The organism is Streptomyces sp. NPDC002884 (assembly GCF_040295245.1).
Classification (GTDB): Bacteria; Actinomycetota; Actinomycetes; order Streptomycetales; family Streptomycetaceae; genus Streptomyces.
This window is the reverse complement of record NZ_JBEOVB010000002.1, coordinates 76,295-97,346: the sequence shown is the minus strand read 5'-3', so window position 1 is coordinate 97,346 and position 21,052 is coordinate 76,295. Positions and strand designations below refer to the sequence as shown.

The 21,052-nt window shown below is 72.9% G+C and carries 20 protein-coding genes; 15 read left to right on the top strand and 5 right to left on the bottom strand.

What is annotated here, in order from left to right:
• The first annotated feature begins 13 nt into the window (after window positions 1-13).
• Window positions 14-874, top strand: a complete 861-nt coding sequence (locus tag ABT070_RS04850; protein WP_351754717.1) for a helix-turn-helix domain-containing protein — start codon at window positions 14-16, stop codon at window positions 872-874.
• Between the two features lie 9 nt (window positions 875-883).
• Window positions 884-1,126: a DUF397 domain-containing protein gene (locus tag ABT070_RS04845; protein WP_028807146.1), complete on the top strand. Its 243-nt coding sequence runs from the start codon at window positions 884-886 to the stop codon at window positions 1,124-1,126.
• A 55-nt stretch (window positions 1,127-1,181) separates the two neighbouring features.
• On the opposite strand, the gene ABT070_RS04840 is transcribed toward ABT070_RS04845, so the two are convergent.
• Complete coding sequence (locus ABT070_RS04840) at window positions 1,182-2,309, bottom strand: 8-amino-7-oxononanoate synthase (protein ID WP_351754713.1); 1,128 nt, start codon at window positions 2,307-2,309, stop codon at window positions 1,182-1,184.
• Window positions 2,310-2,456: 147 nt separating this feature from the next.
• Between ABT070_RS04840 and bioB the strand changes: the two genes are divergently transcribed.
• Genes bioB through bioD form a run of 3 tightly spaced genes read left to right on the top strand, consistent with a single transcriptional unit; the run spans window position 2,457 to window position 5,711 of the window.
• A complete protein-coding gene (bioB, locus tag ABT070_RS04835) occupies window positions 2,457-3,704 on the top strand; it encodes a biotin synthase BioB (RefSeq protein WP_351754710.1) in 1,248 nt (415 codons plus the stop codon).
• Window positions 3,697-4,986, top strand: a complete 1,290-nt coding sequence (locus ABT070_RS04830; RefSeq protein WP_351754707.1) for an adenosylmethionine--8-amino-7-oxononanoate transaminase — start codon at window positions 3,697-3,699, stop codon at window positions 4,984-4,986. Before bioB ends, ABT070_RS04830 begins: the two co-directional genes overlap by 8 nt.
• A 2-nt stretch (window positions 4,987-4,988) precedes the next feature.
• Window positions 4,989-5,711 (top strand): dethiobiotin synthase, encoded by a 723-nt coding sequence (gene bioD, locus ABT070_RS04825; protein WP_351755959.1) that lies wholly within the window; start codon window positions 4,989-4,991, stop codon window positions 5,709-5,711.
• Here the strand turns inward: bioD and ABT070_RS04820 are convergent.
• Window positions 5,708-8,215, bottom strand: a complete 2,508-nt coding sequence (locus tag ABT070_RS04820) for a helix-turn-helix transcriptional regulator (RefSeq protein WP_502990145.1) — start codon at window positions 8,213-8,215, stop codon at window positions 5,708-5,710. The two genes, bioD and ABT070_RS04820, sit on opposite strands and share 4 nt — an antisense overlap.
• A 114-nt stretch (window positions 8,216-8,329) precedes the next feature.
• Between ABT070_RS04820 and ABT070_RS04815 the strand changes: the two genes are divergently transcribed.
• Window positions 8,330-9,016, top strand: a complete 687-nt coding sequence (locus ABT070_RS04815; RefSeq protein ID WP_351754701.1) for an esterase/lipase family protein — start codon at window positions 8,330-8,332, stop codon at window positions 9,014-9,016.
• 100 nt (window positions 9,017-9,116) lie between these two features.
• Window positions 9,117-9,794, top strand: coding sequence for a class I SAM-dependent methyltransferase (locus tag ABT070_RS04810; RefSeq protein ID WP_351754699.1), 678 nt, complete (start codon window positions 9,117-9,119; stop codon window positions 9,792-9,794).
• A gap of 3 nt (window positions 9,795-9,797) precedes the next feature.
• Here ABT070_RS04810 and ABT070_RS04805 read toward each other — a convergent pair whose 3' ends face one another.
• Both ABT070_RS04805 and ABT070_RS04800 read right to left on the bottom strand, forming a co-directional pair.
• Window positions 9,798-10,172, bottom strand: coding sequence for a fic family toxin-antitoxin system, toxin component (locus ABT070_RS04805; protein ID WP_351754696.1), 375 nt, complete (start codon window positions 10,170-10,172; stop codon window positions 9,798-9,800).
• Between the two features lie 4 nt (window positions 10,173-10,176).
• Complete coding sequence (locus ABT070_RS04800) at window positions 10,177-10,419, bottom strand: toxin-antitoxin system HicB family antitoxin (protein WP_351754693.1); 243 nt, start codon at window positions 10,417-10,419, stop codon at window positions 10,177-10,179.
• Between the two features lie 148 nt (window positions 10,420-10,567).
• On the opposite strand from ABT070_RS04800, the gene ABT070_RS04795 reads away from it, so the two are divergent.
• From ABT070_RS04795 to mug, 8 genes are all read left to right on the top strand, one after another.
• Complete coding sequence (locus tag ABT070_RS04795) at window positions 10,568-11,443, top strand: ABC transporter ATP-binding protein (RefSeq protein WP_351754690.1); 876 nt, start codon at window positions 10,568-10,570, stop codon at window positions 11,441-11,443.
• 4 nt (window positions 11,444-11,447) lie between these two features.
• Window positions 11,448-14,015, top strand: a complete 2,568-nt coding sequence (locus ABT070_RS04790; RefSeq protein WP_351754687.1) for an ABC transporter permease — start codon at window positions 11,448-11,450, stop codon at window positions 14,013-14,015.
• A 343-nt stretch (window positions 14,016-14,358) separates the two neighbouring features.
• Complete coding sequence (locus tag ABT070_RS04785; protein WP_351754685.1) at window positions 14,359-14,784, top strand: GNAT family N-acetyltransferase; 426 nt, start codon at window positions 14,359-14,361, stop codon at window positions 14,782-14,784.
• A 187-nt stretch (window positions 14,785-14,971) separates the two neighbouring features.
• The gene (locus ABT070_RS04780; RefSeq protein WP_351754683.1) at window positions 14,972-16,312 is read left to right on the top strand and encodes a hemolysin family protein; all 1,341 of its coding nucleotides are present in this window, start codon (window positions 14,972-14,974) and stop codon (window positions 16,310-16,312) included.
• Window positions 16,309-17,340: a hemolysin family protein gene (locus ABT070_RS04775; RefSeq protein ID WP_351754681.1), complete on the top strand. Its 1,032-nt coding sequence runs from the start codon at window positions 16,309-16,311 to the stop codon at window positions 17,338-17,340. The genes ABT070_RS04780 and ABT070_RS04775 overlap by 4 nt, the downstream gene beginning before the upstream one ends.
• Window positions 17,341-17,454: 114 nt before the next feature.
• A complete protein-coding gene (locus tag ABT070_RS04770) occupies window positions 17,455-18,279 on the top strand; it encodes an SGNH/GDSL hydrolase family protein (RefSeq protein WP_351754679.1) in 825 nt (274 codons plus the stop codon).
• A gap of 186 nt (window positions 18,280-18,465) precedes the next feature.
• Window positions 18,466-19,908, top strand: a complete 1,443-nt coding sequence (gene purB, locus ABT070_RS04765) for an adenylosuccinate lyase (protein WP_351754676.1) — start codon at window positions 18,466-18,468, stop codon at window positions 19,906-19,908.
• Window positions 19,905-20,450: a G/U mismatch-specific DNA glycosylase gene (gene mug / locus ABT070_RS04760; protein ID WP_351755957.1), complete on the top strand. Its 546-nt coding sequence runs from the start codon at window positions 19,905-19,907 to the stop codon at window positions 20,448-20,450. The genes purB and mug overlap by 4 nt, the downstream gene beginning before the upstream one ends.
• Window positions 20,451-20,456: 6 nt before the next feature.
• On the opposite strand, the gene ABT070_RS04755 is transcribed toward mug, so the two are convergent.
• Complete coding sequence (locus tag ABT070_RS04755; RefSeq protein ID WP_351754674.1) at window positions 20,457-20,867, bottom strand: hypothetical protein; 411 nt, start codon at window positions 20,865-20,867, stop codon at window positions 20,457-20,459.
• Window positions 20,868-21,052: the final 185 nt, after the last annotated feature.

The following is a 21,052-nucleotide window of genomic DNA, read 5'->3' as shown; positions in this document are numbered from 1 at the left end:
TAAGGAGGGACCCATGCAGCACGGTCCCGCGGTGCGTCGCCGAAAGCTGGGCGCCGAACTGCGCAATCTGCGCGCCCAGGCGGGGCTCACCAGTGGTGAGGCGGCCCGGCTCGTGGGCTGGCACCAGTCCAAGGTGAGCCGCATCGAGACCGGTATCAGTGGATCGAAACCGGCCGATGTGCGGTTACTCCTCGACGCCTACGGTGTCGAGGATCCGCAACTGCGGGAGCTGATGCTGGCGTTGGCGAGCGACGGCGGAAGTGGCGGCCGGGACCACTGGTGGCACGCCTACCGCGGGGTGCTGCCGCCCACCTACCGGGACTTCATCAGCCTGGAGTCGCAGGCGAGCGCGATGCGCACCCTGGAGACGACGGTGGTGCCGGGACTGCTGCAGACGCCCGAGTACGCACGCGCGGTGACCAGGGCGGCCGTGGAGGGGGGCGACGAGGACCAGCTCGACACCCTGGTGGAGGTACGGCTGGCCCGCCAGGACGTGCTGCGCGCGCAACCGCCGCTGGAACTGTGCGCGGTACTGGACGAGGCGGTGCTGCGGCGGGAGGTGGGCGGGCCCGAGGTGATGGCGCGACAGCTGGGCCGGCTCGTGGAAGCCGCCCGATTGCCCCAAGTCCGGCTCCAGGTACTGCCGTTCGCCGCCGGAGCGCATATCGGGGTAACCGGCCCTTTCGTTATCTTCTCATTTTCGCGCACTTCTGATCTGGACGTGGTTGTTCTCGACCACTTGACGAGTAGCCTCTATCTCGAACGGAAAGAAGACCTCCAGGCCTACACCGAGGCCTTCAACGCCCTTCGGGCGCATGCCCTTTCGCCCGGGGACTCATCGGATTACATCGCCGCGATAGCCGACGGCGCGTAAGGAGGCACCATGTCCGCACCACCGCGGAACGTACCTTCCAGTACCGATCCCGACCGTCTCCCGGATGTGCGGTGGCTGCGCAGCAGCTACAGCACGGGAGCGAACAACTGTGTGGAGACGGCCCGGCCGGCCTCCGGCCCCTGGGCCGGTCTGCTCGCCGTACGCGACTCCAAGGACCCGGCCGGACCCGCCCTGCTCTTCTCCCCCGAGAGCTGGTCGGGCTTCACGGCAGTGTTCTCGCGGGTCCGCTGACCGAACCGGAGCAGCCGGAGCGGTCAGCGGCGGTCCACGGCCGTGTCACGCCGACTCATGGTCGTGTTTCGCCGATCACCCGTACAGCGCGTTCCAGCTCGGCCCCGGAGAGGTCCGCACGCGCGGTCAGCCTGAGGCGCGAGATGCCGTCGGGCACGGAAGGAGGACGGAAGCAGCCCACGGCCAGGCCTGCCGACCGGCAGTCCGCCGCCCAGCGCACGGCCCCCTCCGGGGACGGCGCACGCACGGAGACGACCGCGGCGTCCGGACGCACCGCTGCCAGACCCGCGGCCGTCAGGCGCGCGTGCAGCTCGCCCGCCACTTCACGCGCGCGTCGCGCGCGCTGCGGCTCCCGCCGCAGCAGTCCGAGAGCGGCCAGCGCCGCGCCCGCCGCCGCCGGGGCCAGACCCGTGTCGAAGATGAACGTCCGGGCCGCGTTCACCAGATGCTCGATCACCCGCGCGGGACCCAGTACGGCGCCGCCCTGGCTGCCCAGCGACTTGGACAGCGTGGCCGTGACGACGACGTCGTCGGCGCCCGCCAGACCCGCCGCGTACGGAGCGCCCTGACCGCCCTCCCCGAGCACACCGAGCCCGTGGGCGTCGTCGACGACCAGTCCGGCGCCGTACTCCCGGCAGGCGGCCGCCAGGGCGGCCAGCGGGGCGGCGTCGCCGTCGACCGAGAAGACCGTGTCGGAGACGGCCACGGCCGGGCCGTCGTGCGTGCCGAGCGCCTTGCGCACCGCGTCCGGGTCGGCGTGCCCGACGACCTGGGTGGTGCCGCGGGCCAGTCGGCAGCCGTCGATGAGCGAGGCGTGGTTGCCCGCGTCGGAGACGATGAGCGAGCCGTGGGGGGCCAGCGCGGTGACCGCGGCCAGGTTGGCCGCGTACCCGGAGGAGAAGACGAGGGCCGCCTCGAAGCCGCAGTGCTCCGCGAGCTCCCGCTCCAGCTCGGCGTGCAGCTCGGTGGTGCCCGTGACGAGCCGGGAGCCGGTCGCACCGCCGCCCCAGGTCCTGGCGGCCGCCGCGGCGCCCTCCGTCACCTCGGGATGGCGGGCGAGGCCCAGGTAGTCGTTGCTCGCCAGGTCGAGGAGCGGCGAGTCGGCCGGGCGGGGCCGCAGCGTCCGTACGAGTCCGGCCCGGCGGCGCAGCTCCGCCTGTTCGTCGATCCAGCCGAACGCCATGGGTCCTCCGGGCTTTTGTAGGTAGCGGACAGACACTAGCGGGCCGACCGCCCACCCACGGTGTGGCAATACCCACACGTCGAACCCGGTGTGTTGTGCGATCCCTACCTTGGCCCGGAGCGGGTGCGTAGGACAGGATCGGCTCTCATGGACCTGCTGAACACGCTGGTGGACAAGGGGCTTCGGCGCGAGCTGCCGACCCGCGAGGAAGCGCTGGCCGTACTGGCCACTTCCGACGACGACGTGCTGGACGTGGTGGCCGCGGCCGGCCGGGTGCGCCGGCAGTGGTTCGGGCGACGGGTGAAACTGAACTACCTCGTCAACCTCAAGTCGGGGCTGTGCCCCGAGGACTGCTCCTACTGCTCCCAGCGGCTCGGCTCCACGGCCGGGATCCTCAAGTACACCTGGCTCAAGCCGGACGAGGCCTCGCAGGCGGCGGCGGCCGGGCTGGCGGGCGGGGCCAAGCGGGTCTGTCTGGTGGCGTCCGGGCGCGGTCCGACGGACCGTGACGTCGACCGGGTCGCCGGCACCATCAAGGCGATCAAGGACCAGAACGAGGGCGTCGAGGTCTGCGCCTGTCTGGGCCTGCTCTCCGAGGGCCAGGCCGAACGGCTGCGCGAGGCGGGCGCCGACGCCTACAACCACAACCTGAACACGTCCGAGGGCACGTACGGGGAGATCACGACCACGCACACGTACGCCGACCGGGTGGACACGGTGCAGAAGGCGCACGCGGCCGGTCTGTCGGCGTGCTCGGGTCTGATCGCCGGCATGGGCGAGTCCGACGAGGACCTGGTGGACGTCGTCTTCTCGCTGCGCGAGCTGGATCCGGACTCCGTCCCGGTCAACTTCCTCATCCCGGTCGAGGGCACCCCGCTCGCCAAGGAGTGGAACCTCACCCCGCAGCGCTGTCTGCGCATCCTGGCGATGGTGCGGTTCGTCTGCCCGGACGTCGAGGTGCGCATCGCGGGCGGCCGCGAGGTCCATCTGCGCACCATGCAGCCGCTCGCCCTGCACCTGGCCAACTCGATCTTCCTGGGCGACTACCTCACGACCGAGGGCCAGGCCGGCAAGGCCGACCTGGAGATGATCGCGGACGCCGGTTTCGAGGTGGAGGGCGCGGAGCAGGTCACCCTGCCGGAGCACCGGGCGACGGCGGGCGGGGCCTGCGGGTCCCACGCGGGCGGTGGCTGCGGCTCCCACGAAGGCGGTGGCTGCGGCTCCCACGAGGACTCCGGGTGCGGCTCGCACGAGGGCGGCGGTGTGTGCGGCTCCGCCCCGGCCACGACCGCGGCCGTGGCCCCGGCGGCGACCGCGGCGGTCGGCGAGGCCCGTACGGACCTGGTCGCCGTACGCCGCCGAGGCGCCGGTACCGATCTCGCGCCCAATGCCTGAGCTGCCCCCGCTCGGGGTGCCCGAGCTGCTGGAACTCGACCGGCGGCACGTGTGGCACCCGTACGGTCCGATGCCCGGCCGGGTCGAACCGCTCGTCGTGGAGTCGGCGAGCGGGGTCCGGCTGCGGCCGGCGGACGGCTCGGGTGAGCTGGTCGACGGCATGGCGTCCTGGTGGTCGGCGATCCACGGCTACAACCACCCGGTGCTCAACGAGGCCGTGCGCGATCAGCTGGGCCGGATGAGTCATGTGATGTTCGGCGGGCTCACCCACGAGCCCGCCGTACGTCTGGCGAAGCTCCTTGTCGACATGTCTCCCGAGGGTCTGGAGCATGTCTTCCTCGCCGACTCCGGCTCGGTGTCGGTCGAGGTGGCGGTGAAGATGTGCCTCCAGTACTGGCGCTCGCTGGGCCGCCCGGCCAAGCGACGCCTGCTGACCTGGCGCGGCGGCTACCACGGCGACACCTGGCAGCCGATGTCCGTGTGCGACCCCGAGGGCGGGATGCACGACCTGTGGACCGGGGTGCTGCCCCGACAGGTCTTCGTGGACGCGCCTCCGGTGGAGTTCGAGGAGGCGTACGCCGACCTCTTGCGCGAGACGATCGGGCGGCACGCCGACGAACTGGCCGCGGTCATCGTGGAGCCGGTCGTACAGGGCGCGGGCGGGATGCGGTTCCACTCCCCCGGGTATCTGCGGGTGCTGCGCGAGGCGTGCGACGCGCACGACGTGCTGCTGGTGTTCGACGAGATCGCGACCGGGTTCGGGCGCACGGGCGCGCTGTTCGCGGCGGAGCACGCCGCGGTGACCCCGGACGTCATGTGCGTCGGCAAGGCGCTGACCGGCGGCTACCTGACGATGGCGGCGACGCTGTGCACGTCCCGGGTGGCCGACGGGATCTCGCGGGGCGAGGTGCCGGTCCTGGCCCACGGGCCGACCTTCATGGGCAACCCGCTGGCCGCGGCCGTCGCGTGCGCCTCGATCGAGCTGCTGCTCGGACAGGACTGGCTCGCGGAGGTCAAACGGATCGAGGCGGGGCTGCGGGAGGGACTCGCTCAGGCGGCGGAGATCCCGGGTGTGCGGGACGTCCGGGTCCTCGGCGCGATCGGCGTCGTCCAGCTCGATCGCCCCGTGGACATGGCGGCCGCCACTCGGGCCGCCGTGCGCGAGGGCGTCTGGCTGCGGCCGTTCCGCGATCTGGTCTACACGATGCCGCCGTACGTCACCGGTGACGTGGACGTGGCACGGATCGCGCGCGCGGTGTGCGCCGCGGCGCGGGAGGGATGAACATGCCGATCCTGGTGATCACGGGGACGGGCACGGAGGTCGGCAAGACCGTCACGACGGCCGCGGTCGCCGCGTCGGCGCTCGCGGCGGGGCGGTCGGTGGCCGTCCTCAAGCCCGCGCAGACCGGCGTACGGGCGGACGAGAGCGGGGACGCCGCCGAGGTGGCCCGGCTCGCGGGCGCGGTGACGACGGCCGAACTGGCCCGCTATCCCGAGCCGTTGGCTCCGGCGACGGCGGCGCGCAGGGCGGGCCTGGCGGCGGTGCGGCCGCAGGACGTGGCGGAGGCGGCGCAGAAGCTGGCCGCCGAACACGACCTGGTGCTCGTCGAAGGGGCGGGCGGGCTGCTCGTCCGGTTCGACGAGGCGGGCGGGACGCTGGCCGACGCGGCGCAACTGCTGCGGGCGCCGGTGCTGGTCGTGGCCTCGGCGGGCCTCGGCACGCTGAACACGACGGAGCTGACGGCCCGTGAACTGCGCGTACGGGGAGTCGAGTTGCTGGGGGTCGTGATCGGCAGCTGGCCCGACTCCCCCGATCTTGCGTCCCGTTGCAATGTCGTGGATCTGCCGGAGGTGGCCGGGGCCCCGCTGCTGGGGGCGCTGCCGTCGGGAGCCGGTGCTCTCGAACCCGCCGACTTCCGTACCGTGGCGCCCGGTTGGCTGGCGCCACGGCTGGACGGGACCTGGCAGGCGGAGGCCTTCCGCGAGCGGACCGGTTCGGGGTCCTAGCCGTTCTCCGCGTCCGCGAGCAGCCGTACGAGTTCGATGCGGGAGCGGATGCCGAGGCGGGTGAAGACACCGCGCAGATGGTGGTCGATGGTGCGCGGGCTGAGGGCGAGGCGGGCGGCGATCTCCCGGTTCGTGGCACCGTCGGCGGCCATCCGGGCGACCAGGAGCTGCTGGGCGGTCAGGTGGGCCGTCGGACGCCGGTCGCCGCGGGTGGGGGCCGCGGGGGCGCCGAGCGCGCGCAGTTCGGCGCGGGCGCTCTCGGCGCAGTGCGGGGCGCCGAAGGACTCGAACGCCTCCAGGGCGCTGTGCAGCCGGTCGCGGGCCTCCGTGCGGCGGCGCAGCCTGCGCAGCGCACTGCCGAACAGCAGTTCGGTGCGGGCCCGTTCGAAGGCGCGCGTCCCTTCGGCGTGCAGGCGCAGCGCCGTGCGGTAGTGCTCGACGGCGTCGGCGCCCGGCGTGAGCAGGGCCCGGGAGCGGGCGCTGAGGGCCAGGTCGTCGGGGCTGTCGACGGCACGGGCCCAGCGGTCGTAGTCGGCGTGCGCGGCGCGCGCCACCCGGGTCTCGCCGGTGCGCACGGCCGCCTCGACATAGTGCGGGGTGGCCAGGTGGCGGATGGCCCGGTGGCCGTGGCCCGGGCCCGAGGCGGCGAGCGCGCGCAGCCGGGCCGCGGCGGCGTCGAAGCGGCCGGAGCCGAGGTCGAGGAAGGCGAGCGCCCACTGCGCCAGGGCGGCGGGCAGCCCCAGGGCATGGGCGAGGGCGTAGGACCGGGCGGCCGCGGCCCGCTCCCGGCACAGGTCCTCGTCGCCGGTGAGCGCCGCGAACATCGCCAGAGCGGCCTGGAGATGGCAGGCGCCGTTGTCCTGTCCGGTGGCGTACGCCTGGCGCAGGGCGTCCAGCGCGGCGGCCTCGGCGGCGCGCGGGCGGCCGGTCCAGAAGTCGGCGTAGGCACGGAACTCCATCGCCTGGGAGACGGCGGCGGTGACGCCCCGGGCGCGGGCGGAGGCGGCGGCCCGGACCGTGGCGGTGGCGGCGCGGGTGTGGTCGCCGAGCATCAGGGCGGCGATGCCCGCGTGCAGGAGGAGGGTGGGGTCGCCGCCGGGACCGCACCGTCCGGCGGTGGCCTCCAGCAGGTCGCGGGCGTCCTCGTACCGCCCGTCGACGGCCGCGGCGAGGCCGCCGAGCACACCGGGCGGGTCGACGCCCGACTGCGCCGCGACGAGCGTCGCCTCACGGCATCGACGCAGATCACCGGTGTAGACGGCGGCTTCGGCGGCTCGGGCCAGGAAGTGGGCGACGGGGGTGAGGGGGGCTGAGCCCGCTGCCTCGCGATGGTCCCGGGACTCCCCGGACTCCCCGGACTCCCCGGACTCCCCGGACTCGCGGGACTCGCGGGACTCGCGGGACTCGCGGGACTCGCGGGACTCGCGGGACTCGCGGGACTCGCGGGACTCGCGGGACTCGCGGGAGAGGGCGGAGGCAGTGAGGTCGGCGGAGGCGAGGGAAGCGGTGGTGCCGGAGGAGGCGGTGGTGCCGGGGGAAGCGATCGTGGTGGGGGAAGCGGTCGTGGTGGGGGAAGCGGTGGTGGTGGCGCTTCGTGCCGGTGGCGGGTCGCCGGGCGCGGGCCGCGTCCCGGCCGCCCGTGCCGCCCCGGCCAGCAGCGCGTCGAACGCCTCCCCCGCGTGCCCGGTCCGCAGGGCGAGGATGCCGGTGAGGGCGTCGGCGTCGGTGCGGGCGGCCAGGGCGCGGGAGCGGTCGCCGTCGCCGCGGTGCCAGGCGTCGGCCGCCGCATGGGCGAGGAGCCGGGACCGTTCGCCCGGGTCCGTGCAGAGCTCGACGGCGCGTTCGGCGAGGGCGCCCGAGAGCGCCGGGTCGCCGGCGGCGCGCGCCCGGTCGGCGGCCGCCGTCAGTTCCGCGGCGAGCCGCGTGCTGGGCCCGAGCGCGCCCGCGCCCCGGTGCCAGGACCGCCGGGGTGTCTCCGCCGGGCCGTGCAGGACGCGGGCGAGCAGTCGGTGGGCGTCGCGCCGGTCGGCCGGGGCCGCCGTCTCGTACGCGGCGATCCGGGTCCAGGCGTCGCGGAAGCCGACCCCGCCGGCCGTGGCGTAGGCGATCCCGGCTGCCTCGGCCGCGTCGAGGGGCCGGGTGTCGAGGCGGGCGGCGGCGACGGCGCGCAGGAAGGCGTGGGTGGCCACCGGGTACTGGTCGGCGGCCGCCAGCAGGAGCACCAGCCGGGTGCCGTCGGGCAGCGCGCGGACCTCGCGGCGGTGGGCGCGCAGCGTCTCGGGGGCGAGATCGGCGGGTTCGGCCGGCAGCGGGTCGAGGCCGGCGGCCTGCCGTTCGGTCAGCCGCGCGACGAGTTCGGCGGCGGCGCGCGGGTCGCCGTATACGAGGCGCAGCACGCGCACGCGGACGCCTTCGGACAGCGCCGGGACCGGGAGCGGGCCCGCTCCCGGAGGCGCCGGTGGCGAAGTGCGGTCAAGCGACGGGGGGTTCACTCGTGTCACCACACAAGTGACGTTACTGGCGGGTTACTTGAACCGTAAAGACTGGCGATTTCACCGATGCGGCGCGCGTAGACCCGCCGGACACTCCTGGCAACCCCACACGTTTCAGGAGGCATCATGCAGCGCCACAAGCGTCGCATCGCCGCGGCATTCTCGGCCGTGGTCTCTTCGCTCCTTCTGTCACTCTCGTTCTCCGCCCCCACAGCCCACGCCGCGACCCACAACCCGATCGTCTTCGTGCACGGCCTCAGCAGTTCCTCCAGCAGCTGGGACGACTGGGTCGCGGACTTCAAGGCCGACGGCTACACCGCCGCCGAGCTGGACGCCTGGACCTACAGCTGGTCCCAGTCCAACGTCACGACCGCCTCCCAGCTCTCCACCGAGATCAAGAACGTGCTGGCGAGAACCGGCGCGTCCAAGGTCGACGTGGTCGTCCACTCCATGGGCACGCTCAGCTCCCGCTACTACCTCAAGAACCTCGGCGGCACCGCGTACGTGGACGACTTCGTCTCCGTGGCGGGCACGAACCACGGGACGTCGGTCGCCTCGTGGTGCAGCTGGCTCTACACCTCCTGCGCCGAGATGGTCACCGGCAGTTCGTTCCTCACCTCGCTCAACTCCGGCGACGAGACCCCGGGCAGCGTGAACTACGCGACCTACTGGTCGAACTGCGACTCGGCCATCGACCCGGACTCCTCGGCGCTGCTGAGCGGGGCCACCAACGTCGGCGTCGGGTGCATCTCGCACACCGACATCAACAACGACTCCGGCGTGTACGAGCAGGTGCGCGACTTCATCCAGTGAGCCGTTCCGTCCGGTGAGCGGCGCGACAGCGACAGCACGGGTGCGGCGGGCCTGCGCGGGGGACAATCCCGGTAGGCCCGCTCCTGCTCGGGAGGTCGCCATGCCCCTACGGTCCGCCGGCTCCGGCAAGACGCCCGGTGATCCCGTCCACCACCCGCTGTTCGCCCGCTGCTACGCCCGGCTCGGCACGGCCGCGGAGACCCGAGCCGGTCTGGCCCCCCTGCGGGACCAGCTGCTCGCGGGACTCGCCGGCCGGATCATCGAGATCGGCGCGGGCAACGGACTGAACTTCGCGCACTACCCGGCAGCCGTCTCGGAGGTCGTCGCCGTCGAGCCGGAGCGCCACCTGCGCACGCTGGCGCTGGAGGCGGCCCTGCGCGCGGACGTGCCGGTGGACGTCGTGCCGGCCGTGGCGGAGGCGCTGCCGGTGAAGAGCGAGGCCTTCGACGGGGCGGTCGTCTCGCTGGTGCTGTGCAGTGTGCGGGACGTCCCCCGTGTGCTCGGGGAGCTGCGGCGGGTGCTGCGGCCCGGCGGCGAGCTGAGGTTCTTCGAGCACGGTCCCGGCGGCGGTCCGGTGATGCGGTTCACCCAGCGCGCGCTGGACCGGACGGTGTGGCCGACGCTGGCCGGCGGCTGTCACCTCACCCGGGACACGCTGGACGCCCTGCGCGAGGCAGGGTTCGAACTCGGTCCGTACCGCCGGCTGACCGTGCCGGAGAGGGGCCCGCGGTCCCCCGCCTCGTACTGCGTGCTCGGCAGGGCCCGTCGGCCGTCCTAGCCCTCACTGGCTCCATCGGCGCAGTTCCCGCGCGATGTCGGACACCGAGGCGTCCCCGGTCTTGGCCAGGCGGGCCAGGTCACGGACCTGTTCGGGCGAGGTGGCGACCTTCAGGCCGCTGGCGACGAGATAGGCGTACGCGACGGCGCAGGCGAACAGGGCGTTGGAGCGCTCCAGCGCGGGGACGTGGATGAGGAGCTGGAGCAGCGCGGCGGCGCGGGCCGGCGCGTCGTCGTAGACGGGGACGTCGAATATCTCGGCCTGGTGGCGTGCCACGGCCGCCACCAGCGCCCCCCAGTCGGTGACCTGGGGGTCCCCGGGTGTCTTCTGTTCGGCGAGCATGAGGAGCCAGGCGAGATCGATGCGGAGGTCGCTCAAGGGATCAGCGGCGACCTTCGCGCGTGCCGCCCTCGCGTTCCGCGCCGAACTCGTCCGCGAAAACGGCCTCGTACTGCTTCATGAAGTCGCTGGCGGCCTCGACGAACGTGTGGCCGACTTCTCCGGCGTCCTTTCTGACCAGCTCTTCTATATAGCGGTTGACGCTCATGCCACGGGCCGTGGCGCGCTCGCGGGCGGCGCGGGCCGTGCCCTCGTCCACGCGTACGTTCAGCTGGGTCTTCGCCATACCTCGACGCTAGCGCCGTGACGCTAGCAACGGCAAGGGCGGACGGGAGTCGAAAAGGGATACCGGGTGTGCGCCGGGTCACACTACGCTCGGCCGGGCAGAAACATCACCACGCGGTCGGCACGTCCATACGAGCGAGGAGGCAGCCTTGTCCACACCTGCTGCGGAGCACGCCCCCGGCCGGGCCTCGGCCGGCGGGATCGCGGCCCGCGCCCGCGGTCTGACCAAGGCGTACGGCTCCGGCGAGACCACGGTGCTCGCCCTGGACTCGGTGGACGTGGACGTGGCGCGCGGCCGTTTCACCGCCGTCATGGGGCCGTCCGGCTCCGGGAAGTCGACGCTGATGCACTGCCTGGCGGGCCTCGACACCGTGTCGGCCGGTCAGGTGTGGATCGGCGACACCGAGATCACGGGCCTGAAGGACCGGGAGCTGACCCGCCTGCGCCGGGACCGGATCGGGTTCATGTTCCAGTCGTTCAACCTGATCCCGACGCTGAACGCGGCCGAGAACATCACCCTGCCCATGGACATCGCGGGGCAGAAGCCCGACCAGAAGTGGCTGGACGAGGTGATCGACACGCTCGGCCTGCGGGACCGGCTGAAGCACCGGCCGTCGCAGCTGTCCGGCGGCCAGCAGCAGCGCGTGGCCTGCGCCCGGGCGCTCGCCTCCCGCCCCGAGCTGATCTTCGCCGACGAACCGACCGGCAACCTGGACTCGCGCGCCGGGCTGGAGGTCCTCGCGTTCCTGCGGGAGGCCGTCGACCAACTGGGGCAGACCGTCGTCATGGTCACCCACGACCCGGGTGCCGCCGCCCACTCCGACCTGGTCCTCTTCCTCGCGGACGGGCGGATCGTGGACGAGATGGAGCGGCCGACGGCGGACGCGGTGCTGGAACGCATGAAGCGTTTCGACGTGCTCCGCGCCCCGGCCGACGGCGAGAGCGGCGCCGGCGCCCGTCTCCCGGCGCCCGACACCGACGCCCACGGCACCGACGCCCACGGCACCGAAGTCAAGGAGAAGTGATCCGGTGCTGAAAGCGACCCTCAGGAGCTTCCTCGCGCACAAGGGGCGGCTGCTCCTGTCCGCGCTCGCCGTCGTCCTGTCGGTGGCGTTCGTCGCGGGCAGTCTGATCTTCTCCGACACGGTGACACGCACCTTCGACCGGCTCTTCGCGTCCACGTCGGCGGATGTGACGGTCGGACCCTCCGACGACCTCAAGGCGTCCGTGCCGACCGGCGCGGTGCAGACCGTGCCCGCCTCGCTCGCCGAGGAGGTGGCCCGCGTCGACGGGGTCGCGTCGACCCACGCGGACGTGAGCGTGGAGAACATCACGGTCGTGGACAGCGGGAACAAGTCCGTCGGCCCGACCACGGGCGCGCCCACCATCGCCACCGACTGGTACGTCACCGACCGCAGTCCGGTGAAGCTGACCTCCGGTCACGCCCCGCAGGGCGCGGGCGAGGCCATGCTGGACGCCGACACCGCCGACAAGAAGCACGTGAAGATCGGCGACACCCTCACCGTGATGGCCCAGCCGGGCTCGTTCAAGGTGAAGATCGTCGGCGTCGCCACCTTCACCACCACCAACCCGGGCGCGGCCCTGGTCTTCCTCGACCCGAAGACGGCCGCCGACCAGCTCCTGGGATCGCCGGACAAGGCCACGAGCATCTCCGTCGACGCGGCGCCGGGGGTGAGCGACGCGGCGCTCGAACGACGCGTCACCGCCGCGATCGGCGCCGGTCCCTACGACGTGAAGACCGCCGACGAGCAGGCTCAGTCGTCGGCGGAGGCGCTGGGCGGCTTCCTCGACGTGATCAAGTACGTGATGCTCGGCTTCGCCGGGATCGCCGTCCTGGTCGGTGTGTTCCTGATCGTCAACACGTTCTCGATGCTGATCGCCCAGCGCACCCGTGAGCTGGGTCTGCTGCGCGCCCTGGGCGCCGACCGCCGTCAGGTGCGCCGCTCGGTGCTCACCGAGGCGGTGCTGCTCGGTCTCGTGGGCTCCACGCTCGGTCTGGCCGCCGGAATCGGTCTGGCGGCCGGGCTGATCAAGCTCATGAGCGCGTTCGGCATGAACCTCAAGACCACGGAGATGGTCGTCGGCTGGGCGACCCCGGTGGCGGCGTACGTCGTCGGCGTCGGCGTCACCTTCGTGGCGGCCTACCTCCCGGCCCGGCGCGCCGCGACCGTGTCGCCGATGGCGGCCCTCGCGGACGCGGACATCGCCGGAGTGGGCCGGCCGCTGAAGGTGCGCGCGGTGGTGGGCGTGGTCGTCGGCGCGCTGGGCGTGGCGGCGCTGGCCGGCTGTGCGAGCGCCTCGAAGACGGCGTCCGCGGCGTCCCTGCTGGGCCTGGGCGTCGTGCTCACGCTCATCGCCACCGTCATCGCCGGGCCGCTGCTCGTCCGCCCGGTGATCCGCGTGCTCGGCGGCGCCTTCCCCGCGCTGTTCGGCTCGGTCGGCCGGATGAGCCAGCGCAACGCCCTGCGCAACCCGCGCCGTACGGGTGCCACCGCGGCGGCCCTGATGGTGGGCCTCGCTCTGGTGGGCGGGATGTCGGTGGCGAGCGCCTCGATGTCCAAGTCCTTCGACGAGCAGATCGACAAGACCCTGGGCGCCGACTTCGTCGTCCAGAACGCCAACTTCACGCCGTTCTCCCAGGAGGTCACGGACGCGGTGCGCGACACCGACGGCGTCGGCCTCGTCGTACGGCAGCGGTTCGCGCCGCTCGCCGTACGGCTGCCCGACGGCAAGCGGGTCGAGACGACCGCCTCCGGTTACGACGACCAGGTCGACGACGTCGCGCACGTCACGTACGCCGAGGGCGACACGGCGGCCGCGCTGGCCGACGGCTCCATCGGCATGGACGTCGACTTCGCCAAGGACCACGGGGTACGGCTGGGCAGCGTGCTGCCGGTGGAGTTCCCCGGGAAGCGGACCGCGTCGCTGAAGGTCGGCGCGCTCAGCGACCAGGACGGCGGCGACGGGTTCGGCATGCAGGGCGGGCTGTTCCTCGGGATCGCCACCGTCGAGAAGTACGTGCCCGGCGGACAGGACTCGGCGCTGTACGTGAACGCGGCCCCGGGCACGAGCGGCGAGCAGCTGCGCCCGCGCCTGGAGAAGACGCTCGACGCCTATCCGCAGGTGCAGGCGCGTGACCAGGCCGACTACAAGAAGCTGGTGCACGACCAGATCGCCGTGCTGCTGTACCTGGTGTACGCGCTGCTCGGGCTCGCGATCGTCATCGCGGTGCTCGGTGTGGTCAACACCCTGGCGCTGTCGGTGGTGGAGCGGACCCGGGAGATCGGGCTGCTGCGGGCCATCGGGCTGGGCCGGCGGCAGTTGCGCCGGATGATCCGGCTGGAGTCGGTCGTGATCGCGGTGTTCGGCGCGGTGCTGGGGCTGGCGCTCGGGCTGGTGTGGGGCGTGTGCATACAGCAGGTGCTGGAGTTGCAGGGCATGAAGGCCCTCGCCGTCCCGTGGGGCACGATCGTCGCGGTGGTGGTGGGCTCCGCGGTCGTCGGCGTCGTGGCGGCGCTGCTGCCCGCGTTGCGCGCCTCCCGGATGAACGTACTGGCCGCCATCGCGCACGAGTGACGCGAACGCGGCACGGACTCGAGCGACTTACCACTCAAGAGCGGTACGGGTTCTCGTACTGACCGTCATGGAACCGGAGACGGAGGCTTTCGCGCCGGTGATCGCCGAGCTGAGCGGCGAGCAGTGGCCCGCGACCGTCCGCCTGCCGCCCGCCCGGGCGCCACGCGACCACCACTCGACCGCCGTCCACGGACCGTCCGTTTGCCTCCCGCGCCGCTTGCCTCCCGCGGTTCGTCCGGGTACCGCACGCGGATCGTAGGGGTGTCGCACGCAGGCCGTCGGCAGTGGTCCGCATGCTGGAAATTCGCGTTCCGTCCGGTTTCCCGCGTGGTGGGATCGGGCCATGACTGATCTGCGGATACGGGCCGCCGGCCCCGAGGACCTGGACGCCGTGCTGGACTTCTGGAAGACCTCCGCCGAGGGCACGAGCATCAGCGACGACCGGAGCGGGGTGGAGCGGCTGGTCGCGCGCGATCCGGGGGCACTGATCCTGGCCGAGCGGGACGGTGAACTGGCCGGGACGGTGATCGCCGGGTTCGACGGATGGCGGTGCCATCTGTACCGGCTGGCGGTACACCCGGAGCGCCGCCGCCAGGGCATCGGATCGGCGCTGCTGGCCGCCGCGGAGGAGCGGTTCGTACGGCTGGGCGGGCGCCGCGGGGACGCGATGGTGCTCACCCGCAACGAAACGGCACATCATGCCTGGCGCGCGGCGGGGTACGCGCCCGAGGAGAAGTGGCGGCGCTGGGTGAAGCCGCTCAGCGACTGACCGGAGCCCCCGGAAGGGCCCTTTTGCCGATCCTTTACCATTGGGGGACCGTGCGGACGACCCGCGCGGTCCCCTGATGACTTCATGAAAGGTGTGAGCGTCCGCCCATGGGCGAGCCTCCCAGTACCCCCACGCGACATCGCGCGTCCCTCCCCGCCCTGCCCGATCATGGGACGGAGGTGACCCGATGACCGAAGTCCTGCTCCTCCTGGTGGCGATCCTGCTATCGCTCGCGTGCGGCGCCTTCGTCGCCGCCGAGTTCTCGCTGACCACGGTCGAGCGCAGCGAACTGGAACGGGCGGTGGAGCGCGGCGAGCGCGGCGCTCCCGGAGCGCTCAAGGCCGTACGGAACCTCACCTTCCAGCTCTCCGGCGCCCAGCTCGGCATCACCGTCACCAACCTGGTGGTCGGCATGCTCTCCGAGCCGTCGATCGCCAAGCTGATCGCCGGGCCGCTGGAGTCGCTCGGCCTGTCCAGCAGCGCGTCGAGCTCCGTCGCGCTGGTGCTGGGTACGGCCCTGTCGACCGTGTTCCTGATGGTCGTCGGCGAACTCGTGCCCAAGAACTGGGCGATCTCCTCCCCGCTGGCCGTCGCCAAGCGGGTGGGCAACGCGCAGCGCTGGTTCAGCGCCGCCTTCCGGCCCTTCATCACCCATCTCAACAACACCGCGAACCGCATCGTGCGCCGCTTCGGCGTGGAGCCCACCGAGGAACTCGCCGCCGCGCGAGGCCCCCAGGAGCTCGCCGCCCTGGCCCGGCACTCCGCGAAGGAGGGCGCCCTGGAGGCGGACACCGCGGAACTGTTCGTGCGCACGCTGAACCTGGCCGATCTGACCGCGGAGAACGTGATGACCCCGCGCGTCCAGGTCATCGCCCTCGACACGGCGGCGACCTGCGAGGACGTGGCGAACGCGACCCGGGCGACGGGCCTGTCCCGGTTCCCGGTGTACCGCGGCAACCTCGACTCGGTGGTCGGCACCGCGCACATCAAGGACGTGCTGGCGATCCCGGCGGAGCGCCGGACGCGCGTGCCGGTCTCGGAGATCATGCGTGAGCCGCTCCTCGTGCCCGAGTCGCTGACCGTGGACCGGCTGCTGGACCGGCTGTCCGGCAAGCGGACGATGGCCGTGGTGATCGACGAGTACGGCGGCACGGCGGGCGTCGCGACGCTGGAGGACATCGTCGAGGAGGTCGTCGGCGAGGTCCGCGACGAGCACGACCCGCACGAGACGTCCGACCTGGCCGCCGCGGGCAAGGACGACGAGGGCCGCGCGCTCTACTCGGCCGACGGCGCCGCCCGCACCGACCAGCTCGCGCGCGTGGGCCTGCACACCCCCGAGGGGCCGTACGAGACGCTCGCCGGCCTGCTCGCCACCGAGCTGGGCCGGATACCGGCCGTCGGCGACACCGTGGAGGTCGCGGGCTGGCGCATGGACGTGGTGGACGCCTCGGGCCGGCGGGCCGCGCGCGTGCTGCTGCACGCGCCGCTCGCCCCGTCCGAAGGCTCTGAACAGGAGGCCGGGAAGTGACCGCCGTCCAGTTGCTGATCGCACTGGCGACCCTCGTCGTCAACGCGTTCTTCGTCGGCGCCGAGTTCGCGCTGATCTCCGTACGCCGCTCCCAGATCGAGCAGTACCTCGAAGGGGGCGCGAAGGGCGCCCAGGGCGACCGGCGCGCCAAGAGCGTGCTGTGGGGCCTCCAGCACGTGTCCGCGCTGATGGCGGCCGCGCAGCTCGGCATCACGCTGTGCACGCTGGTCCTCGGCGTGGTCGCCGAACCGGCCATCGCGCACCTGCTGGAACCGGTGTTCCACGCGGTGGGCGTGCCCGAGGGCGCGGGACACGCGGTGTCCTTCGTGATCGCGCTGGCGGTGGCGACCTATCTGCACATGCTGCTCGGCGAGATGGTGCCGAAGAACATCGCCCTCGCGGAGCCGGTGCGCAGCGCGCTGCTGCTGGGGCCGCCGCTGGTCACGCTGGCCCGGGCGCTGCGCCCGGTGATCTTCGCGATCAACGCCTTCGCGAACGCCCTGCTGAAGCTCATGCGGATCGAGACCAAGGACGAGGTCGCCGCGGCCTTCTCCGACGCCCAGCTCGCCCAGATCGTCAAGGACGCGGGCGAGGCGGGTCTCATCGACGACCGCGCCCTGGAGCGGCTGCACGACGCCCTGGAACTGGGCCGGCGCCCGGTGCGGGATGTCGTCCTGCCGCTGGAACGGGTCGTCTACGCGCGCGTGGGCGTCACCGCGGAGGAACTGGAGCAGCTCGCGGCGGAGTCCGGGTTCTCCCGGTTCCCCGTGGTGGACGAGGGGCGCCGGATCGTCGGTTACCTGCACGTGAAGGACGCCCTGGACGCCTCGCCGCGGGACAAGGCGTTCCGGCTGGGCGACATGCGGCCCATCGCGCGCGTGCGGGAGGCGACACCGCTGGACGACGTCCTCACCGCGATGCGGGGCAGCCGTACGCACCTGGCGGCCGTGCTCGGCTCCGACGGGCGGCTGTCCGGCCTGGTGACCATGGAGGACGTGTTGCAGGAGCTGTTCGGGCAGCGGGCGTGAGCGCGCGGGGGGGGGGAGCGGCCGCAGGGGCCGGAGCGGGGGCAGCGGCGGCGGCCGAGGAACCGGAGGTGACCGACCGCTGGGTATGAGACTCGGGCTACCATCGATGTCGCCATGCAGACGAATCCCACACACACCAGCCTGGTCGCGATCGGCGACTCCTTCACCGAGGGCATGTCGGACCTGCTGCCCGACGGCTCCTACCGGGGCTGGGCGGACCTCCTCGCCGCGCGGATGGCCGCCCGCGCCCCCGGCTTCCGGTACGCCAACCTGGCGGTACGCGGCAAGCTGATCGGGCAGATCGTCGAGGAGCAGGTGCCGGTGGCCGCCGCGATGGGCGCCGACGTGATCACCCTGGTCGGCGGCCTGAACGACACCCTGCGCCCCAAGTGCGACATGGTCCGCGTGAAGGACCTGCTGACGGAGGCCGTGGAGCGCCTCACGCCCGCCTGCAAGGAGCTGGTGCTGATGCGCAGCCCGGGTCGGCAGGGGCCGGTCCTGGAGCGGTTCAGGCCGCGCATGGAAGAGCTGTTCGTGCACGTCGAGGAGCTGGCGCAGCGGCACGGCGCGCTCGTCGTCGACCTGTACGGCGCCCCGTCCCTCGGCGATCCGCGGCTGTGGGACGTCGACCGGCTGCATCTGTCGGCGGAGGGCCACCGCCGGGTCGCGGAGGCGGTCTGGCAGAGCCTCGGGCACGACCCCGAGGACACCGAGTGGCACACGCCGATGCCGGCGACCCTGCCTCCGGGCTGGGCCGCCCGGCGCGTCGCGGACGCGCGGTTCGCCCGGCAGTACCTCCTCCCCTGGATAGGCCGCCGCCTGACCGGCCGGTCCTCCGGGGACGGCCTGCCGCCGAAGCGGCCCGATCTGCTGCCGTACGAGGGTCAGCCGCACGAGGGCCGGCCGCACGAGGGCCGGCCACACGAGGGTCGGGCGTAGACGGGTTCGCGTACGCCGCGCTGCTGACCGGCCGCGCGGCCGGAGCCGAGGCGGGTCGCGCCCAGCCGCACCGCACGGCACCGGGCGGCACCGGGCGGCACCGGGCGGAGTGACGCCGGTCTCGTACGTTCCGCCGAACCGGGCCGCGGCACTGGCCTGCACGAATCGCCAGTAGAATCCGTACACGTGACTTCCGCTCCCGCCAAGCCCCGCATCCCCAACGTCCTCGCCGGACGCTACGCCTCCGCCGAGCTCGCCACGCTCTGGTCGCCCGAGCAGAAGGTGAGGCTGGAGCGTCAGCTCTGGCTCGCCGTGCTGCGGGCGCAGAAGGACCTCGGGATCGAGGTGCCGGACGCCGCGATCACCGACTACGAGCGTGTCCTCGACACCGTCGACCTGGCCTCCATCGCCGAGCGCGAGAAGGTCACCCGGCACGACGTGAAGGCCCGGATCGAGGAGTTCAACGACCTCGCCGGCCATGAGCAGGTCCACAAGGGCATGACGTCCCGCGATCTGACCGAGAACGTCGAGCAGCTCCAGATCCGGCTCTCGCTGGAGCTCGTCCGCGACCGCACGGTGGCCGTGCTGGCGCGTCTCGGCAAGCTGGCCGGCGAGTACGGCGAGCTGGTCATGGCCGGGCGCTCGCACAATGTGGCCGCGCAGGCCACGACCCTCGGCAAGCGGTTCGCGACCGCCGCCGACGAGCTGCTCGTCGCGTACGGCCGGGTCGAGGAACTGCTCGGGCGTTACCCGCTGCGCGGCATCAAGGGCCCGGTGGGCACCGCCCAGGACATGCTCGACCTGCTCGGGGGCGACGCCGAGAAGCTCAGCGACCTCGAGGACCGGATCGCCGGACACCTGGGCTTCTCGCAGGCGTTCACGTCCGTCGGCCAGGTCTACCCGCGGTCGCTGGACTACGAGGTCGTCACCGCGCTGGTGCAGCTCGCGGCGGCCCCCTCCTCGCTGGCGAAGACGATCCGGCTGATGGCCGGGCACGAGCTGGTGACCGAGGGGTTCAAGCCCGGCCAGGTCGGCTCCTCGGCGATGCCGCACAAGATGAACACCCGCTCCTGCGAGCGCGTCAACGGCCTGATGGTCATCCTGCGCGGCTACGCGTCGATGACCGGCGAGCTGGCGGGCGACCAGTGGAACGAGGGCGACGTGTCCTGCTCGGTGGTGCGCCGGGTCGCGCTGCCGGACGCGTTCTTCGCGCTCGACGGTCTGCTGGAGACGTTCCTGACGGTCCTCGACGAGTTCGGCGCCTTCCCGGCGGTCGTCGCCCGGGAGCTGGACCGCTACCTGCCGTTCCTCGCCACCACCAAGGTGCTGATGGGCGCGGTGCGCGCGGGCGTCGGCCGTGAGGTCGCGCACGAGGCGATCAAGGAGAACGCCGTCGCCTCGGCGCTGGCGATGCGCGAGCGGGGTGCCGAGCGCAACGAGCTGCTCGACAAGCTGGCCGCCGACGAGCGGCTGCCGCTCGACCGCGCCCGGCTGGACGCGCTGATGGCCGACAAGCTGTCCTTCACGGGTGCCGCGGCGGCCCAGGTGACCACGGTCGTCGGCCGGATCGAGGAGATCGTGAAGCAGCGTCCGGAGGCGGCCGGCTACACCCCGGGAGCGATCCTCTGACGCGCTTCACCCAGGCGGAGCTGGAGGCCGCCCGCGACCGTCTCGTACCGGACGTCGTCGCGGGCGGCCTGCGCGTGCTGTTCTGCGGCATCAACCCGGGCCTGATGACGGCGGCGACCGGCCACCACTTCGCCCGCCCGGGCAACCGCTTCTGGCCGGTGCTGCACCTGTCCGGCTTCACCCCGAGGCTGCTGAAACCGGCGGAACAGCAGGAGCTGCTCTCCTACGGGCTCGGCATCACCAACGTGGTGGCGAGGGCGACCGCGCGGGCCGACGAGCTCACGGCGCGGGAGTACCGGGACGGCGGGCGGCTGCTGGCGGAGAAGGTGACCCGGCTGAAGCCCCGCCTGCTGGCGGTGGTGGGCGTGACCGCGTACCGGGCGGCCTTCGACGACCGCAAGGCCGTGGTGGGCCCGCAGGAGCGGGTCATCGGGGACACCCGCGTGTGGGTGCTGCCGAATCCCAGCGGGCTGAACGCGCACTGGACGGCGGCGACGATGGCGGAGGAGTTCGCGCGGCTGCGGGTGGCGGCGCAGGACTGACCGCGGTCAGGGCGGGGCGACCTCCGTCACGACCAGGAGGAGCTGGAACGGCAGCTCCCTGTCCCACTGGGAGACGCCCAGAGCTATCCAGCGTGCCGTGCCCGGCAACCGCCACAGGTGGAGATCCGGCACATGCGCGCTGAGCGAGGCCCAGGGCTCGGGTATGTCCTCGCCGTCCACGGAGGACTCGAGCGTGCTCGCCAGGCTGATGAGGTGGGGTGCCCCCCAGCGGTCGGCCAGCCGCTCCGACAGACCGTCCCGGTCGGCGTCGTACTGGTCCTCCGTCTCCTCCCACCCGGTGCCGTCGTCCTCGTAGAAGTCGCGGCTGGTCTGCAACTCGGCGACGAGATACCCCTCCTCGGGGAACTCCCGGACGCACAGCAGGTCGACGGTGGCGAGGCCGCGCGCGATGTCCATGGCATCCAGTAAACCGGCCGCCACTGACAATTGGCGGCCCGTCAGGACGCCGTCCCGGCGGCCGATCGGGTCCGGCGCTCCCGGCCGAGCGGCGGACGACGGGCGCCGGCGTTGGTTGCGGTACGGATTCGACACTCGCCGGGGTCCTTTCCGCCGAGTACGATCCGCCCAACACGCGCACGAGC